This window comes from Dellaglioa sp. CoH-56-MRSF-13 (assembly GCF_056782095.1).
This window is the reverse complement of the sequence record NZ_JBXAYC010000001.1, coordinates 291,752-309,000: the sequence shown is the minus strand read 5'-3', so window position 1 is coordinate 309,000 and position 17,249 is coordinate 291,752. Positions and strand designations below refer to the sequence as shown.

Below are 17,249 nucleotides of genomic sequence, written 5' to 3'. Positions count from 1 at the left end.
TTATACTCCGGATTTTTTTCGATTGTCGTCTTTGCACAGCATTTGCAAATTGGAGAGTACTGTATGCCCACCTTGAGACCAAGGAGTAATATGATCGCCCTCCATCTCGTCGTACTCAAAATGCTTGCCGCATACCGGACAGATTCCATTCTGTTTTGCGTATGCTGCTCGCTTGTCCTTAGGCTTAAATGCCCGAATTGATAATACGCGCTCTGGCCCGCCAAGCACGTACTCAAATATCCCCTTCTGCTTGGTAACATCCTCGTCCTCTATCAGCTCGCTAACTCTAGCTTCGAGCGTAGCCGGATTATACGTATTCTCATGATAAGTATCGTATAGAAACCCCCATTCAATCCCCTTCATCAGCTTACGATAGTTAGGAAAAATAGAGGTTGTCCAATTAATTACGTTTTGAAAGTATAGCCACAGTTCGATTGCCGTTTCATCGTGCTGGTGCTGCGCCATGTACTCCTCAAGCTCAATATCCTGTTTCGACGAGATCCACTTGAGTGTGGTTTCCAAAAAGTCTTGTCGAATAGCAGAACCATTTAAATAGTCGCCGCCAATCTGATATGCGGGACACTGTGATTTCGAAAAGTACTTCTTGGCATCTGTCAACCATGGCCCCGTATAGATTGCATTTCTAAGTTCTTGTGCAGTAAGCTGTTCCCCAACAGTATTGATCACTTTGAACCAATCCAATTTTTCTCGATCTGTACCAGTACAAATATAAACCGTCAGAGGATAGTCCAATATTTGCTGCTGTTCTTCCTGTGTGAGCGTGTGAAAGTACTGGAAATTGATGGAGTAATCACCCTGTACAAATTGACATATTGAGATTGTTCGCTGCTGTCCATCTAAAATTTCATAGTGTCCATCTTCTGCAACAACCCAATACATAACATTCAGTGGGAACCCCTTGCGGACGGTATTAATAACTTCATCACGTTGCTTAGGTTTGTAGACGAATTCACGCTGAAAGGCCGGACGAATATTTAATTTTCCGTCATATCCATATACACCATCTTCATCGGAATCTACATATCCGTTTACGATTTGGCTTACTGGAATATCCTTTTTCTCAATTTGCATGCGTTTGGCCTCCCTTGTTGCGAATTAACACTCTCTTGTACATTGATTTAACGGTGCCATCTTTTTTAGTCAACAAAAGCCCTGAACTTTTTACATCAACAATTTCAAACTGATCTGGATTGTACCGCGTCATGTAAGTAATTGGCACACCAATGACACCAAAGTAGTCACAAGGAATATCCGCAACACGGGATACCTCAATGGCATCATAGTTATCATATTTTGGATATATCTCTGGAGAATAGTTCTTGAAGATTGTCAGCTTTTCGTGACGTTGTGTCGTATCTAAGTTGGTATACCAGCAAATGTTTCCCATTCTCCGCCATTTTTGTCCATTTTCATCAATCTTGAAATCCGTTTTCTTCGCCTCATAGCTTTCAGGTACCTTAAACCAAAAGTGTCCAGAATTGTACCCTAGCCAAATTTCGTTGGCCATAATTAAAGGCAGTACCTCTTTATAGGTAATTGCGTTGAGATTACCAATCACTAGGAATGTTTTGTGAAAAGCTCTTAACTGTGCGATGTAATCAGTAAATAGACTGAAAGGGGGATTGGTTACGACAATATCGGCTTCTTTAAGTAACTGAATTGCTTCCGGACTTCGAAAATCGCCATCTCCAGTTAGTGGTGTTTCAACGTAATCCGGTAAAAATGCAAGTTGTCCAATCTTGTCATCTTGTCTAATTATTTCCAATTTATAACTGGGTTTGTCGGATTCATAGTGCGTAGATATTAGTTTTTTTAGGCCTAACATGTAAAAGTTAATCTGAAAGTATTTCCAGAAATTACTGATGGCTGGATCATCACAATTACAAAACACAACCTTATCCTTGAAATACTCACGATAATGGCGTAGCTCGTTTTCAATCATTGAAATATTAGTATAAAACTCATCTGTTTTTCCAGCACGTGATACATGAAGGTTACTGTTTGTTTGCTTTTTCACGTTCATTACTCCAATTTATTATTTTATCTCTGTACATGTCTGTCATTGACTCTGAGATAGTAGGTAGCCAGACTAACAGACGTATTGAGTAGTAGTTCCGCCTCTGCTGCCTGAATTTTTACTCGTTCATTGCTAGCATGTGCATCGCCATCTTTATTGCGCATTTCTGCGATTAAATCGGTGATTCCATTTAAGTGACTAATCATTTTCGTAATACGTGGATTCCACTCCCGAGAAGGTCTCATTCCCAATGTTTTAACCACCAAATTACGATATTGACCAATATCGCCATTACGCTTACACTTTACGTCGTTATCGGACAATATTTGAAGAAACACCTCTTCGATAAGTGTTCTAGCCTTTGTAACTACGCTGTCAAAATCATTATCCTGCAAGTCATCTTGTCCCTGCGCCAACAACTCTGAAATGTATCCTGAATTGATCCTCTTGATCGGCACGAGGACTTTTACATTCTCATCTGCTGCGATAATTTCCCACGAATTACCACTAGATACGAGTTTTAAGTTGCTGTAGAGAAGAATGGCGTTTATCTCTCTGATTACGCGCTGCTTAATTGCGTCTGCTACAATCAGGATGTCCTTAGATTCATCACCAGTAAGGCCTTCCAGAATAAAGTTATCAATTTCCTTCAGTTGCGAAAACTGACTTCCAGAAAGATACTCATTAATCACCGGTCGCAACTGTGCTGGTGAAAATAGAAACGATAATAAAGAAGCCGTTCGATCATTTGCATGAGTTGCACTGATTATCGAACTCATTCGGCGTAATCTGTTTGAACCTTCTGGATTTGGAGAACCAAATCTGGATCCCAGAGCGTCAAGATCTGCATTTGTTCGGTAAGTTATCCACGGTCGGTCAATCAAGAAAGTTGTAATATCTGTGTTTTCCAGTAATTCAAAATTTTCTGACTCCAATGCCTTTCCCCCCACAGTATTAATAACTTATTTAATTATATATCCTAAGCCCATAAATACCAAGCACTCTACTGTGTATTCTCGCAAGTTCATTTTTCCGCCAGACTAAAAAAGGCCACCAGAACCAAGTAAGTTCTAGCAGTCTTAAATGAGTTTTCGATTGATTGTCCACCATAATTAGGCGGAGTTTCGGCGGAGCACCATATTTTTTTGGCGGAGTTGGCGGAGTTTGAGCTGCCTTGAGCAAATCCAAAATGCCTCTGTATCACTCTTTCTAGCTCAAATTGGCCTACATCGCTATTCCCATTCGATTGTTGAAGGCGGCTTGCTCGTAATATCATACACGATGCGGTTAACATGTGCGACTTCGTTTACAATACGGACTGAGATTTTTTGTAAGACATCCCAAGGGATTCTAGCAAAATCAGCAGTCATACCATCAATTGAAGTAACACCACGGATACCAACTGTGTAGTCATAAGTACGTCCATCGCCCATCACACCAACACTTCTAATGCCCGGTAAGACAGTAAAGTATTGCCAGATTTCACGATCAAGACCAGCATTTTTAATTTCTTCACGTAAAATTAAATCACTATCTCTAACGATTGTTAATTTTTCTTCAGTAATTTCACCAAGAACACGAATTCCAAGACCAGGGCCTGGGAATGGTTGACGCCATACTAATTCTTCACTCATACCCATTTTTTCGCCAAGTTCACGAACTTCATCTTTGAATAATGTTCGCAATGGTTCGATTAAGCTAAATTGCATATCATCAGGAAGGCCACCAACATTATGATGAGATTTAATTGTTTGGGCAGTATCTGTCCCAGATTCAATCACATCAGTGTAAAGTGTTCCTTGAGCCAAGAAGTCAATTCCTTTTAACTTAGTAGCTTCATCATCAAAGACACGGATGAATTCATTACCAATTGTTTTACGTTTCGTTTCAGGATCAGAAATTCCTTCTAATTTACCTAAGAAACGTTCTTGAGCATCAACTTTAATGATATTCAAGCCAAATTTACCGCCAAGCATTTCCATAACTTGATCAGCTTCATTTTTACGAAGTAAACCATGATCAACGAAAATACTTGTTAGTTGGTTACCAATTGCTTTGTGCAATAAAACACCAACAACTGAAGAATCAACCCCACCTGATAAACCAAGAAGGACTTTTTTATCACCAACAGTTTCGCGGATTTTAGCAATTTGTAAATCAATAAAATCAGCCATTGACCAGTTACTTTCAGCTTCACAAACATCAAATGCGAAACGACGTAAAATGTCATCCCCAAATTCAGTGTTGCGAACTTCAGTATGGAATTGAAGGCCATAGAATTTCTTATCAAGATTTTGCATTGCAGAAATAGGACAGTTAACAGAAGTTGCAACTGATGTAAAACCATCAGGAACTTCTGTTACTAAGTCACCATGACTCATCCAAACTGTTTGTTCAGCTGGTAATCCTTTGAATAAAGTTCCTTCTGGATTAGTAACCTCAATTTCAGCCTTACCATATTCTTTGTTATCTGCACTTTCAACTTTACCACCTGGCATTGTATATGCCATTAGTTGCATACCGTAACAGATACCTAAGATAGGAATACCTAATTCAAAGATTTCAGGATCTACTCTGAGTGCATCTTCATCATAAACACTATTTGGGCCACCAGAAAAAATGATACCTTTAGGGGCAATCTCTTTTATTTCGGCTGCACTAATCTTGTGTGATAACAATTCAGAATAAATTCCGAATTCACGTACACGACGAGTAATTAATTGATTATATTGACTACCAAAATCAAGAACGATAATTTTGTCGAAATCTTGCATGCTAACGTTGGCCAAAAATAGTCACCTCTTCATATTTTTTAGTTTCTTATTACGTCTATTCTACTGATTGAAACCCACTTGGTCAATCGTTTGATTTAATTTTCATGAAAATCTGTGAAAATATCTCTATTTTCTAATATTTGCGTAAATAAACGGTATTAATTCGATGCTCATCTGTCTTCTCTAAAATAAGATCAGCACGATTTCTGGTTGGTAAAATGAACTCTTGTAAGTTCTTTAAATTCACGGTTTTCCAGACATTACGTGCCAACTTAAATGCTTCATCGTGGTTACCAATCGCATAATCATAATAGTAATTTCCAGGTTTCTGAAAAGAGGTGTTCAAAAGAACACCAAAACGTTCCAAATACCATTTTTCAATTAAGTCAGCATCAGCATCAACATAAATTGAATAATCAAAGAAATCACTAACATACAATTGTTGGTTACTTGGTAATTGTAAAACATTAATCCCTTCAACAATCAAAATATCTGGTTGATTAATTGTTTGTACCATTCCAGGTACAATATCATAACTATCATGTGAATATACTGGTGCTTCAGTTTTCAGACCACTTTTCACGTCGTTTAAAAATAGAATTAGTTTTTCCATGTCATAACTTTCTGGAAAACCTTTACGGTCCAAGATATTCTGGTGAATTAGTGTTTCATTAGGATATAAAAAGCCATCCGTTGTAATTGCTTGAACCTTTTTTGTTGGGTATAACGCTGTGAGTAATAATTGCAACAAACGTGCCGTTGTACTTTTACCCACTGCAACACTACCCGTAATTCCAATCACAAAAGGCCATTTTTGATCTTTAATTCCTAGAAAATCTGCTTTTTTTGATTGCAAATCTTGCTTACCCAACAATGTCATATTTAATAAATGAACCAATGGCATGTAAATTTCCTGCACATCTTGAACTGATATCTTATCATTAACAGATTGAATTTCATTCAATTTTTGTTGTGACAAATCAATCTGTTTCGTTTTATAAAAGCCACGCCATTCATCCCTTGGAATTTTATAATAATTCATTTGTTTATCCATTTTAACAATCCTCTAATAAAAATGACCTATCAGTTTCCGCAATAGGTCATTTCTTCCATAGCTTATTTTAAACTATATAAACTTTTTGAAACATGGTCAAATAATGGTGATAATTCTTTTTCAGCATAAACAGTTAGTCGATGCATTGCTCTTGAACAAATCGTATAAACTAATTGACGCTCGTCTTCTTCATGATAGTTAATCTTTGAAGCGCCCCACATAACAACCGCATCAAATTCCAAACCTTTAGCTAGGAAAGCTGGCACAATAATCGTTCCATCGGCCAAACGTTGATTTTCCGTTTTAATCAATGTAACTGGCACGCCCTCGGCTTGTAATTGTTCATACAATTCTGTACATTCAGCTAATGATTTAGCGATGATTGCCGTTGTTAGATGATCATCCACATTTTGTTGTACTTGTTTTTCTAAATCGTGAACTAATTTATCAGAATTATTATCCACAGTCATTGTGGGTAAGTCACCTTGTCGGTTAAATGACGTCACTGATTCACCATTTATCAACACTTCTTTTGTGAAATCTGTGATTTGTTGTGTTGAACGATATGATTTCGTCAATTGCACGACTTTGGTTTTATCAGCTGGGAATAAATGTCCCAATTCTGATAGTAAACTCTTACTATTTTCTTTTGTGAAAATAGCCTGGTTTAAATCACCAAGCAGTGTAAACTTAGCTCTTGGGAACCCTTCCTTCAAGAAAGCTAATTGAAATGCCGTGTAGTCTTGAATTTCATCAATAAAGACGTAACGGACATCTGTTTCACCATGCTTACCCGTCATACGATCAAATAAGTATAAGTATGGCGTAACGTCATGCATCGATATTTGACGATTTTTTAAACGTGACACAACTTCAGCCACATCTGCTTGCCATTCTTCTACAGTAACATTATAGTCACTCAAATTAAGATACTTAGGCACATTGTGTAAAAAGTTCACATATTGTGAACTGATATTTAAGAATCGATTGCGCACAATTGCTCTGTGCACACTTGTAAATTGGCGCATAACTAAAGTACGCGTTAAGAAACGCATTTCTTTATCACCGCTTGCAAATTCGCGGTCTTGGTCTCCATACAAATCATTCAATTGTTCTTTAGACATATCTTGAATTGCTTTTTCAACCCATTCTAACTTAGCCTCAGCTTCAATTCGACGATTCAATAATTTAACTAATGATTCACGTGTTGCTTCTAATCTTGTCCGTAAATGATAATTTTCATTATATTTATAGTAGATACCTTTTATTTTATCTTTTGAAATAAAGACTTCATTATTGAATTTAATATCTCTGAACTTCATGTCTGCTTGTTCCAAATGTTCTGAATAAGCAGTTGAGGCATTAAAGAATGCCAAACTATTTTTCAGAACTTGAATACGTTTTTTAGCAGGCGCATTGTCTTCTTCAAAGCGTTCTTGTAACGTTTCAACTTGCATATTTGGTAAACGTCTTGATGCATATTGGAAATAAGTCATTTGAACCATATTTTGTTCACCAAGTTCTGGCAACACTTGATCAATATAATCATTAAATAATTGATTAGGTGAGAATAAAACAACTTGACTAGCTGTTAAATTACCGCGGTAACGGTACAGCAAGTAAGCCACACGTTGTAATACAGCTGAGGTTTTACCCGAACCAGCTGCACCTTGAACAAATAATAATTCAGCTTTTACATCTCGAATAATTTGATTTTGTTCCTTCTGAATCGTCGTTACGATACTCTTCATCTTTGTATCAGCAGAATCATTCAAGACGTCTAATAACATCTGATCACCAACAGCTTCATCAGTATCAAATATCGTTTCAATTTGGCCATCTTCAATTACGAATTGACGTTTCAATGAAACATCTACTGTTTGATCACCATCAGGAGTTTGGTAAGTGACATCACCTAGTCCGCCATCGTAATAAACACTCGATATGGGTGCACGCCAATCATAAACCATAAAGTGTTCAGGTCGATCAGCAAAAGAGCCCAAGCCAATATAGATTGTTTCTTTTTTATTAGTTCCTTCTTGAATGTTTAAACGTGCAAAATAAGGTTTCTTTTCTAATTTCTTTAAAATGTCTAAACGAGAAGTTGCGTTTTTCCAACTCGTTTCACGTTCAGCTAATAACTGTTGTTGCTGACGAACAGACATTGCTGTATCAATCATTCCAGTGTATGTTGTCGTATTGATATGAACATCACTTGTAAATTCGCCATTAATCGATCGTGCTTCACTTTCAGCGTACTTTATTTCATTTTGACGTTTAACTTCAGCATCTTTTATTTTAACAATAACATCATCAAGATGTGCTTGTTCTTCGATTTTAATTTCATCAGCCATTTCTCAATACCCCACTTTACATGATTTTATTAGGCCTAATAGTGTATCATTTTTTTATAATCAACTCAAATAGGCAACTAATTGAACTTATTTCTTATTTGGTAGGAATTGGTCAACTACGATTCCAACAGCTAATCCAATTAATGTTGCGACAGCAATTTTACTTATCACAATCCCAATAATTAGACCAATTAAAGTTGTCATTCCTGCAATTAAAGTGTGTCTAGTCATATTGACCTCCAAAAATTTAATATATCTAGTATACCAGTATCGAAACCTGTTTAACACTGGTGACCTCTTATAGTGAGACAAATCTTAATAAAAGCTAAATATCAGTTAAAATAATAGCCTTTTTTTTAATTTCAGTTTAATATAATGAGTAAGACTAAAACGATTGGAGGGCCTGACAATGTTCGAACAAGCTTGGTTTTTCTTCACCCATTTCGAAAATTATTTAGGACCTCTTTTCCAGACTTTAGGTAACTGGAGTTACTTAATTCTTTTTGTACTTATCTTTGCCGAAACAGGTCTTGTTGTTTTTCCTTTTCTACCTGGTGAGTCGCTACTCTTTTTCACTAGTTCCATTGCCGCCTACTCAACAGATACCATTGATATTCGGGTATTAGTCCCAATATTCTTTTTTGCCGCACTCTCTGGAGATGCCGTGAATTTTGAAATTGGTCGACATTTAAATAAATTACCTTTCTTTAAAAAAAGAATCCCCCCTGAAAAGATGGAAATCGCCAAAAGTTTTTTCAAAAAACATGGTGCAAAAACAGTCGTATTTGGACGCTTTATCCCATTAATTAGAACTTTTGTGCCACTTATTTCTGGTACTATTCAAATGAATTACAGACATTTTAGTATTTTCAACTTAATTGGCGTCTCACTTTGGGTAGCCATTGGAAGTGGCGTCGGTTACTACTTCGGCGCAATTCCATTTGTTAAGGATCATTTTTCTATTATTTTCCTTTCAATTGCCGGGATAGCATTACTTCCAGTGGTCTTAGCTGGGTTAGTACAACTTACGAAATTTTTACTTAGAAAAAAACTTGATGCTAAATTCTAGGATAAGCTTTTTAGAATAATCGTTTTCTTTAGCGTATAATGGGGCTATCACATAAACTTCAGGAGGTTCTCATGCCATTTACAGTCTATCTCGTTCGCCATGGTCAAACCATTTTCAATAAATATAATCGGATGCAAGGTTGGTCCGATTCACCACTTACAGAAAAAGGCATTAACGACGGCCACACTACTGGAAAAAAATTATCACAAATTCAGTTTGCTAATGCATACAGTAGTGATACAACCCGCGCAAATCGTACAGCTAACTACATTTTATCTGAAAATGAAAACTCTTCAGATTTAATTGTTACAACATCTGAGTTTCTTAGAGAGCAAGGCTATGGTTACTATGAAGGTGCCGATTCTTCTCAAGCTTGGTTTGTTGTTGGTAAGCCACATGGCGCTGCTAATTTCACTGAGATTTTGCAAAAATTTTCAATTGAAGAGGCACGTGACTTCTTCAAAGAAATCGATCCTTTCCATGATGCTGAAGACGATGCCGATTTTTGGGCACGTCGTAATAAAGGTTTTGATTTATTGCGTAAAGATGCTAAAGATGGCGATAACGTTTTAGTTGTCAGTCATGGGACAACAATCAGAAGTATCGTTTCTCATTTTGCACCCGAAATTGATATTACAATGAGCCCTAAAAACGGTAGTGTAACTAAGTTAATCGTTGATGACAATTCAGTTAAAGTTGAATATTTCAATCATCACGATGATGATAAAATCTAAATAAAAAAGGAGTAACCAATTTTTAAAATTGGTTACTCCTTTTAGTTTAAATTGATTTACGTTGTGTCTTGTAATCGATAACTTCTTTTTCAGATAAATTACCTAATTCTTGTAATTTATCTTCAATAATATTTAAAACAATATTACGATCAGCTTCATTTTCAACAAAATCGTATTTATCGCCATCAATAACTAAAAATTCAGAAACGTCATATTCTTTTTCCCAATCTTCATAATAGCGAAGTAATGTTTTATAGTATTCAACCAATGAGTGGTCAGTTTCAATTTGTTCATAATCACGGCCACGTTTTTGAATACGATTAACCATTGTTTCATAAGAAACTTTAATCATAACCATCAAATCGGGTGATTTTTTATGTGCAGCATAAGGTAACTCTTCAAGCATATTTTCTAATAAATCTTGATAGATGTTATATTCAACAGTTGTGGCATTACCCATTTCTGTATTCATCTTCATAAAAATAGCATCTTCATAAATTGAACGATCAAGAACATTATTATCTTCTTGCATTGCTGCTTTAATCATTCTGAAACGACGATTCAAAAAGAAAGTTTGTAATAAGTAAGCGTAGGGATTTGTTGCTTCCTTATCCCCTGCTTCACGTTTTTTTGCAGCGATTTCGTTACCTTTGTAAAATAAAGGTAATACCGGGTTATCTGTAACAGGTTCGTAAAAAGCCTCTACCCCAAGTTCTTCAGATAAAATTTTTGTCATACTAGATTTTCCTGAACCAATAATACCAGCCAACGTAATCAAAATAATAAACACTCCTTCTTGAATAGTTAATACAATTTATGCAGTTAAAACAATTAGATTTAGACTTGTAATTAATATCTCATTCGGTATCATCTTACTAGTAGTCATAAATAATCTCATATTTTAATTCTCCGTTTATTTAGTATACATTGGATTAAATAAAATAAAAGTCTTTTCTTTTTCTAAAATTAATGCATTAAGTGAGACTATTCATCAAAAACCAGACAGCTCTAAGTACCTTTTTTATTTACAAATTAAATATTTATTTATGAAAGGATTTCATATGTCATTTACCGTTTATATGGTTCGTCATGGCCAAACTTTTTTTAACTCTTTCCAGAGAATGCAAGGCTGGTGTGACTCTCCACTTACAGATAAGGGAATCAACGATGCCACCCATTCAGGAAAACTTTTACGCGATAAATCATTTAATGCCATTTATCGAAGTGACACAATGCGTACAAAAAAAACACTAAGCCATATTTTAAGTGAAACGAATGTTGAAGAAAATGCACAGTTAACACCAATTGAAACAGCACTTTTTAGAGAAGAATATTATGGCTCATTTGAAGGCCAAGATACTGCAGCTGTTATGCAAACAGTTGGTACACCTTTTAATTGTCAAACCTTCAATGATATTCTTGAAAAATATTCCATCGAAGACTCACGTGATTTCATAAAAAGTGCTGACCCTTTTAATTTAGCTGAAAATGACCAAGAATTTTGGAATCGCTATGATCATGCTTTTGATTTTTTACGCACTAACCAAAATAATAATGACAACGTTCTATTAGTTGGTCACGGGACAGCAATTAGAAGTATCGTTTCACGATACGCACCTAATATTGATATATCATCTAGTCCTAAAAATGGTAGCGTCACTAAATTAATCGTTCATCACGATACAATTGAAGTTAGCTATTATGGTAATTTTGGCGAACAACCCATCTAAATAAAGAGAGGTGAATACTCAGTTTTAAAAACTGAATATTCACCTCTTTTTTATTTTTTTAATACCATCCCTTTATATAAGGTAACTGTTACCCAATAATATCCCAAATAGAGAACTGCAAAAATAATAAATGGAATCGTTATATGTGAATATGGATCTGGAATTAATTCCTTGAACATTTGTAGTCCGAATAAAACGTGGATTACACCGACAATTCCAGGTAAGAAGAATAAGATGCCAATTTCGCGCCTAATTGATTTTTTCATTAGTCGTTGCTTAGCGCCTAATTGGTTCAATAAATCATATCGTTTTTTATCCGTTGCCGCACTAGACAATATTTTAAACATAAGAACACTTGCTAACATTGCCAACATCGCAACGCCTAAGAAGAATCCAATGAATTCTAATCCGCCATAAATGCCGTTAGCCAACTGATATACGACATACTTATTCATAAAATAAGATGAATTATCTAACTGATTTTTAGGTATTTCTTCGCTCAATGCTTTTAAGATTTCTTTATTATCTTTAAATGATGCTAACCTAACAGTATGGATACGTTGTGTCTTCGCCGAAACAGCTGAAAATGATGCGTCAGAGACAAGTACTGGATTTAACATATCAGGGGATTCCAATGTAGTTCTAACAGCATTTCCCCATAGATTATCCTCATTTTTAGCTGTCATTTTGGCAGGGTCAACTTTAATAAATTTACCGGTAGCCGTTCCCGTTTCCGTGAAATCAAGCGTGTACAATGGTGATTTCACAAAGTCAGATTTTTTAAAATAACGGACAGAACCAACTTTTTTTGCTTCATAAATGGACTCTTTTTTATCAGTCAATTGACTAAGTAATTTTTTCTCTTTTGTTGATGGATTTTGGACAACAACATCATATGGGGAAGTAGAAGTAGCTGTTTGATCAACCACACCAGAGAATCCCATCCCAACAGTTATTGCGCCTAATGCTAGTGCAAATAACATCGCAACCATTGTTAGAACCCGATTTAATGAACCTAATCGAAAGCTAAGTTGCCCTAATAAAAAGGTATTTAATTGCTTTTCAGAAAATCCCTTATTACGTTTTAATAATTGAACCAATCCACTAAATAATGAATTGAAAATTAAAAATGTCCCAATCAAAATTGTTACGACTGACCCAATAAATCCAGCCATTTGAAACAGTGCTAAATGACTTAATAAATAATAGCCACTTGCAATTAAACCTAATCCTAAGATACTTTGAATTAAGATATTATAAGATTTTAGCTTTTTACCTTGTGGTTGTTCTGCTTCATTTAATAATTTTAAGATAGGCGTTCTTAACAAGCTTTGTCGATTAAATATAGCAGCAATCATGAAAAGAATAACGAAGAAAAGCATTGTTATTAGGATTGCTGGGAAATAAAAAGCTTGAAAAGAATGCGGTGCAAGATCCATTTTATCTACTAAAAATTGGCTAACGCCATATGTCAGTCCAATACCAACTAAAATACCAACAGCTGTTGCAATTAAGCCAATAATTAAAGTTTCAGTGAAAATTAAGCGCCCAATCTTACGCTTTTTAGCGCCTAGCATCATGAACATCCCATAATCTCTTTGACGCATGCTCATTAAAAATGTATTCGCATAGATAATATAAAACAGTGTAATAATTGCAAGTAGTACAGAACCTACTTGGAAAATCATTGCTGCAAATTTTATCGTCGCATTTTGTTTAATAAATTCTTGATTAGTTGCTAATGCTTCAAACATGTAAAAGATTGCTGAAGCCATAATGAGTCCTGATAACAAGATTAGATAATCTTTAAAGCGACTCTTAATTCCAGTTAAGGATAATTTTAATAACATATTGTTTCCTCCCTTCTTAAAATTATTGTTCACTCTTAGCTAGTTCATTTAAAATTTCTTGATAAAACTCTGTTCGCGTATTCGTTCCTTGAATCAATTCTCGACCAATCTTACCATCTTTAATAAAGAGAATTCGTTGACAGTAACTCGCACTAACAGCGTCATGAGTCACCATCAAAATTGATACTTGATCATTTTTATTTAAACTTTCCATCGTTGATAGGAGTGACTTTGCACTTTTAGAATCCAAAGCACCTGTTGGTTCATCTGCTAATAAGATTGCAGGATTATGGACTAAAGCACGAGCTGCTGCAACTCGTTGCTTTTGGCCACCAGATAATTCAGTTGGAAATTGTCCAAGAACACTATCTATCCCCAGTGTTTTCGTTAATTTATCAATACGTTCTTGATATTTAGAAATAGACGCATTCTGTAATGATAGTGGCAATGTTATATTTTCAGCTGCCGTTAAGTTATCTAGCAGGTTAAAACTTTGGAAAATAAAGCCAATTTGTTGTGCTCTAAAATCTGATAGTTTATCGCCACGCATCATTGAGATATCCTGATTATTAATCTCAATTTGTCCTGAAGTCGGCTGGTCTAGTGTTGATAATAAGTTAAGTAATGTTGATTTACCTGATCCTGATGCCCCCATGATACCAATAAATTCACCCTGTTCGACAGAAAAATTAATCCCTTTTAAGGCTTCCGTTTTCTTCTCTTTATTCTTACCGTAGACTTTTTTAACATCTTTTGCGCTTACAACTATTTCTTTCATTTTATTAGTCCTCCATTTATATTTATCATTTTACTATATGTGTACTATTATACATAGTACACATTAAATAGCAATTTTTATTATCGTTAATTCTTAACTTAATTCTCATTAAAACGATTACATTTTATATTAATTTAATTTTTCATGGAAATTAATTAGTCAGTTCACTATACTTATAAATTGTTAGTTTAATTTACATAGTTATTTATCACGGGAGGTACTTATGGAAAACGAGAAAAAAACATTTATATCGTGGCCAGTTTTGGCATTAATGTCATTCGTAACAGTTATTGGCTTCGACGATATCGTCTATAACTTTCAAAATCAAGGTATGGGCGTTATTACATCTTGGATCATTTTATTGCTATTATATGTAATTCCCTATTCTTTAATGGTAGGACAATTAGGTTCCGTCTTTAATTCAGAAGGTGGCGGTTTAAGTTCATGGGTTCGCGGAACTCGTGGCGAAAAACTAGGTTACTTTACGGCATGGACTTATTGGGCTGCTTCGATTCCTTACGTTGTTGATACCGCTAATTCAGTCGTTGTTGGCTTTGGTTGGTTATTTAACGGAAGTAATGCACTCGAAGATAGTTTATCAACAGCTATGTTCGCGTTAATAACATTAGTAATCTTCGTTGGTTTCATTTTTGTTCAACGTTTCTTCAAAGGTTCATTAGAATTTTTAGGTCTTATTGGTGGTGGTACCATGTTCATCCTCACAATTTTATATGTTGTAATGGCATTTGGCTCATTATTAACACCTTCAGGTCGTATTGCAACAACAAATATGAGCTGGCACACACTAATTCCTAAATTTGATTTACATTATTTCACAACAATTGGTTTATTAATTTATGCGATTAATGGTGCAGAATTAATTGCGCCATTTGTCACAAAAATGAAAAAACCTAAAAAAGATTTCCCTAAAGCCATGATTATGTTAACCGTTATGACAATCTTCTTAACAGTTTTCGGCTCATTCGCACTTGGGATTTTCTTCAATGCCCATAACATTCCTAATGATTTTAAAATGAATGGTTCGTACTACGCATTCCTTCGTTTAGGAGATCAATTTCATATGGGTAGTTGGTTAATGTATGCCTTCGCTATTACTCAAATTGTGTACATGTGTGCTCTTCTAGCTGTTCTTCTTGACGCTATGACTCGCATGCTTATCTCTGACACAGGCGCTCGTTATATGCCTAAGAAATTACTTAAAGTTAACAAAGATGGTTTACCAATTAATGGGTACATTTTAACTTGTACTTTAAGTGCCTTCATTCTCTTCTTGGGTGTCTTCTTGCCAGATATGAATACAATCTTTAATTGGTTACTGAACTTGAATGGAATTATTTCACCAGGTGTCACTTGTTGGATTTTCTTCGCCTTCATGCAGATCCGTAAAAATAGTGCTAAATATCCATCAGAATATGTCTTCATTAAAAATGACAAATTAGCTTACGCTGTTGGTTTATGGTGCTTAGTTGTTACTGTTTTGGCAACAGTCTTTGGGATTATTCCTCAAGATGTCGAGATGGGTAGCTCACTATTCTACTACCAGTTAGCCATCAATATTATTAGTGTCGTTGTTCTTATCGGTCTTGGATTCATTATGCCAATGATTGCTGAACGTGAACGTAAAAGAGATGGTATTAAAGATTAAATTCAAAAACGCTATGACTACTTAATTAAAAGTAGTCATAGCGTTTTTGAATTTAATCTTTTATTATTATGCCATCTACACCTATTGACTCACAAATCGTTAAAAACCTCACATCTTCTAGATTTTCAAAATGAACGTGATAGTATTTAAACCACTCACGATATTCTTTATAGGTTGTTATAATTTGATTGGCCTCATTTTTATCATTTTTTAAATCATTGAATAGCGCTCTACGATCCTCATTAAATCCATAAAATGCTGTGTAAGTCGCAATACTTTCAAGAAACACATCAGAAATAATTTCCCAACTCATTTGATTCTCCGGAATATTTCTTTCCTCTAATAATAGCCTCACATCATACGGTAATGCGTTTACATTTTTTATTCCTTCACCTAAACTCATTCGATTACCCCCCGATAATTGCAATTAATATACCACACCCTTCTCATCGATAACAAGCACTTGGCTTGTTATCTATTTTAATTTTTTCTGCGTCTTATAAAAACAAAAAAAGCTTAACAATATTGTTAAGCTTGCCGTATATTTTAAGTTCGCATTTTAAGTTAAATTAATTTTATATTCTAACTTTTTTTTACTTAATTTCTTGTATGATAGCATTTCTTAATTATTACTTGCATATGCTTGTTGACCATCATACCATTCACAGACAGTTAGAAATCTTAATTTCGAAAAACAATTAACATTAGCCTGATATTTTTCGAACCAATTACGATAATACCGATATTGCTTAATTAACTGCGCGGCCTCTTCTGGATTTTGTTTCAATTCATCAAATAGCTGCTTTCTATCATCGTTAAATCCATAGAATTCAGTAAAATTAATTGTACTTTTAATAAATAAATCGAATAATACGGCTAAATCATTATCTTTTTCGCAGAGACGCCCCTCTTGAAAAAGTAATTGTACATCATACGGTAATTCTTTGTACGCTTCATTATATACTTCTGTATCATCTATCATGTTGGGTGCTCCCATTCTCCCCACCATATAAAACCCTTTGTTCCACATAACGTTTTAGTTGAACCTTTTATTCATTCCCAAATCAAAAAATAGTTATGTCGTTACCTAATTCTAATACATCTAGTATACATTATTTTATGCATAATTACCTAAAATTTTTATACTTCCTTTAATATATTTAAGATACTCATACAATTAATAGTTTACACCCTTTTTAAAA

General features: G+C 34.9%; 16 protein-coding genes. 4 read left to right on the top strand and 12 right to left on the bottom strand.

What is annotated here, in order from left to right; genetic code table 11:
• The 7 genes from AC1RP1_RS01440 to AC1RP1_RS01410 all read right to left on the bottom strand — a co-directional run bounded on the left by AC1RP1_RS01440 (position 1) and on the right by AC1RP1_RS01410 (position 8,451).
• Positions 1-1,092 carry a GmrSD restriction endonuclease domain-containing protein gene (locus AC1RP1_RS01440; RefSeq protein ID WP_003588255.1) on the bottom strand — a complete coding sequence of 364 codons (1,092 nt, stop codon included), beginning with the start codon at positions 1,090-1,092 and terminating at the stop codon, positions 1-3.
• A complete protein-coding gene (locus AC1RP1_RS01435; protein ID WP_481760909.1) occupies positions 1,082-2,044 on the bottom strand; it encodes an adenine-specific methyltransferase EcoRI family protein in 963 nt (320 codons plus the stop codon). Before AC1RP1_RS01435 ends, AC1RP1_RS01440 begins: the two co-directional genes overlap by 11 nt.
• Before the next feature lie 17 nt (positions 2,045-2,061).
• Positions 2,062-2,973, bottom strand: a complete 912-nt coding sequence (locus AC1RP1_RS01430) for an abortive infection family protein (RefSeq protein WP_481760910.1) — start codon at positions 2,971-2,973, stop codon at positions 2,062-2,064.
• 297 nt (positions 2,974-3,270) lie between these two features.
• Positions 3,271-4,812: a glutamine-hydrolyzing GMP synthase gene (gene guaA / locus AC1RP1_RS01425; RefSeq protein ID WP_481761138.1), complete on the bottom strand. Its 1,542-nt coding sequence runs from the start codon at positions 4,810-4,812 to the stop codon at positions 3,271-3,273.
• 133 nt (positions 4,813-4,945) lie between these two features.
• The gene (gene coaA, locus AC1RP1_RS01420) at positions 4,946-5,866 is read right to left on the bottom strand and encodes a type I pantothenate kinase (RefSeq protein ID WP_481760911.1); all 921 of its coding nucleotides are present in this window, start codon (positions 5,864-5,866) and stop codon (positions 4,946-4,948) included.
• 62 nt (positions 5,867-5,928) lie between these two features.
• The gene (gene helD, locus AC1RP1_RS01415; RefSeq protein ID WP_481760912.1) at positions 5,929-8,220 is read right to left on the bottom strand and encodes an RNA polymerase recycling motor HelD; all 2,292 of its coding nucleotides are present in this window, start codon (positions 8,218-8,220) and stop codon (positions 5,929-5,931) included.
• A gap of 87 nt (positions 8,221-8,307) precedes the next feature.
• Positions 8,308-8,451 carry a hypothetical protein gene (locus tag AC1RP1_RS01410; RefSeq protein WP_481760913.1) on the bottom strand — a complete coding sequence of 48 codons (144 nt, stop codon included), beginning with the start codon at positions 8,449-8,451 and terminating at the stop codon, positions 8,308-8,310.
• 178 nt (positions 8,452-8,629) lie between these two features.
• Between AC1RP1_RS01410 and AC1RP1_RS01405 the strand changes: the two genes are divergently transcribed.
• Positions 8,630-9,289 (top strand): VTT domain-containing protein, encoded by a 660-nt coding sequence (locus AC1RP1_RS01405; protein WP_481760914.1) that lies wholly within the window; start codon positions 8,630-8,632, stop codon positions 9,287-9,289.
• Positions 9,290-9,360: 71 nt separating this feature from the next.
• Complete coding sequence (locus tag AC1RP1_RS01400) at positions 9,361-10,023, top strand: histidine phosphatase family protein (protein WP_481760915.1); 663 nt, start codon at positions 9,361-9,363, stop codon at positions 10,021-10,023.
• 46 nt (positions 10,024-10,069) lie between these two features.
• Here the strand turns inward: AC1RP1_RS01400 and AC1RP1_RS01395 are convergent, their stop codons facing one another.
• Complete coding sequence (locus tag AC1RP1_RS01395; RefSeq protein WP_481760916.1) at positions 10,070-10,801, bottom strand: deoxynucleoside kinase; 732 nt, start codon at positions 10,799-10,801, stop codon at positions 10,070-10,072.
• A 268-nt stretch (positions 10,802-11,069) separates the two neighbouring features.
• Here AC1RP1_RS01395 and AC1RP1_RS01390 point away from each other — a divergent pair, with 268 nt between their 5' ends.
• Entirely contained in the window at positions 11,070-11,753 is a 684-nt protein-coding gene (locus AC1RP1_RS01390) for a histidine phosphatase family protein (protein ID WP_481760917.1), read from the top strand.
• A gap of 50 nt (positions 11,754-11,803) precedes the next feature.
• Here the strand turns inward: AC1RP1_RS01390 and AC1RP1_RS01385 are convergent, their stop codons facing one another.
• Together AC1RP1_RS01385 and AC1RP1_RS01380 are read right to left on the bottom strand one after the other, a co-directional pair.
• Positions 11,804-13,603 (bottom strand): ABC transporter permease, encoded by a 1,800-nt coding sequence (locus AC1RP1_RS01385; RefSeq protein ID WP_481760918.1) that lies wholly within the window; start codon positions 13,601-13,603, stop codon positions 11,804-11,806.
• A 22-nt stretch (positions 13,604-13,625) separates the two neighbouring features.
• Entirely contained in the window at positions 13,626-14,381 is a 756-nt protein-coding gene (locus tag AC1RP1_RS01380; RefSeq protein ID WP_481760919.1) for an ABC transporter ATP-binding protein, read from the bottom strand.
• A gap of 223 nt (positions 14,382-14,604) precedes the next feature.
• On the opposite strand from AC1RP1_RS01380, the gene AC1RP1_RS01375 reads away from it, so the two are divergent.
• Positions 14,605-16,047: an APC family permease gene (locus AC1RP1_RS01375; RefSeq protein WP_481760920.1), complete on the top strand. Its 1,443-nt coding sequence runs from the start codon at positions 14,605-14,607 to the stop codon at positions 16,045-16,047.
• 52 nt (positions 16,048-16,099) lie between these two features.
• Here AC1RP1_RS01375 and AC1RP1_RS01370 read toward each other — a convergent pair whose 3' ends face one another.
• Positions 16,100-16,450 carry a hypothetical protein gene (locus AC1RP1_RS01370; protein WP_481760921.1) on the bottom strand — a complete coding sequence of 117 codons (351 nt, stop codon included), beginning with the start codon at positions 16,448-16,450 and terminating at the stop codon, positions 16,100-16,102.
• A gap of 219 nt (positions 16,451-16,669) precedes the next feature.
• Positions 16,670-17,029 (bottom strand): hypothetical protein, encoded by a 360-nt coding sequence (locus AC1RP1_RS01365; protein ID WP_481760922.1) that lies wholly within the window; start codon positions 17,027-17,029, stop codon positions 16,670-16,672.
• Positions 17,030-17,249: the final 220 nt, after the last annotated feature.

Coding starts and splice junctions, on each gene's coding strand:
- AC1RP1_RS01440 (WP_003588255.1), bottom strand. CDS start 1,092: ATGCAAATTGAGAAAAAGGATATTCCAGTAAGCCAAATCGTAAACGGA.
- AC1RP1_RS01435 (WP_481760909.1), bottom strand. CDS start 2,044: ATGAACGTGAAAAAGCAAACAAACAGTAACCTTCATGTATCACGTGCT.
- guaA (WP_481761138.1), bottom strand. CDS start 4,812: ATGCAAGATTTCGACAAAATTATCGTTCTTGATTTTGGTAGTCAATAT.
- coaA (WP_481760911.1), bottom strand. CDS start 5,866: ATGGATAAACAAATGAATTATTATAAAATTCCAAGGGATGAATGGCGT.
- helD (WP_481760912.1), bottom strand. CDS start 8,220: ATGGCTGATGAAATTAAAATCGAAGAACAAGCACATCTTGATGATGTT.
- AC1RP1_RS01410 (WP_481760913.1), bottom strand. CDS start 8,451: ATGACTAGACACACTTTAATTGCAGGAATGACAACTTTAATTGGTCTA.
- AC1RP1_RS01405 (WP_481760914.1), top strand. CDS start 8,630: ATGTTCGAACAAGCTTGGTTTTTCTTCACCCATTTCGAAAATTATTTA.
- AC1RP1_RS01400 (WP_481760915.1), top strand. CDS start 9,361: ATGCCATTTACAGTCTATCTCGTTCGCCATGGTCAAACCATTTTCAAT.
- AC1RP1_RS01390 (WP_481760917.1), top strand. CDS start 11,070: ATGAAAGGATTTCATATGTCATTTACCGTTTATATGGTTCGTCATGGC.
- AC1RP1_RS01385 (WP_481760918.1), bottom strand. CDS start 13,603: ATGTTATTAAAATTATCCTTAACTGGAATTAAGAGTCGCTTTAAAGAT.
- AC1RP1_RS01380 (WP_481760919.1), bottom strand. CDS start 14,381: ATGAAAGAAATAGTTGTAAGCGCAAAAGATGTTAAAAAAGTCTACGGT.
- AC1RP1_RS01375 (WP_481760920.1), top strand. CDS start 14,605: ATGGAAAACGAGAAAAAAACATTTATATCGTGGCCAGTTTTGGCATTA.
- AC1RP1_RS01370 (WP_481760921.1), bottom strand. CDS start 16,450: ATGAGTTTAGGTGAAGGAATAAAAAATGTAAACGCATTACCGTATGAT.
- AC1RP1_RS01365 (WP_481760922.1), bottom strand. CDS start 17,029: ATGATAGATGATACAGAAGTATATAATGAAGCGTACAAAGAATTACCG.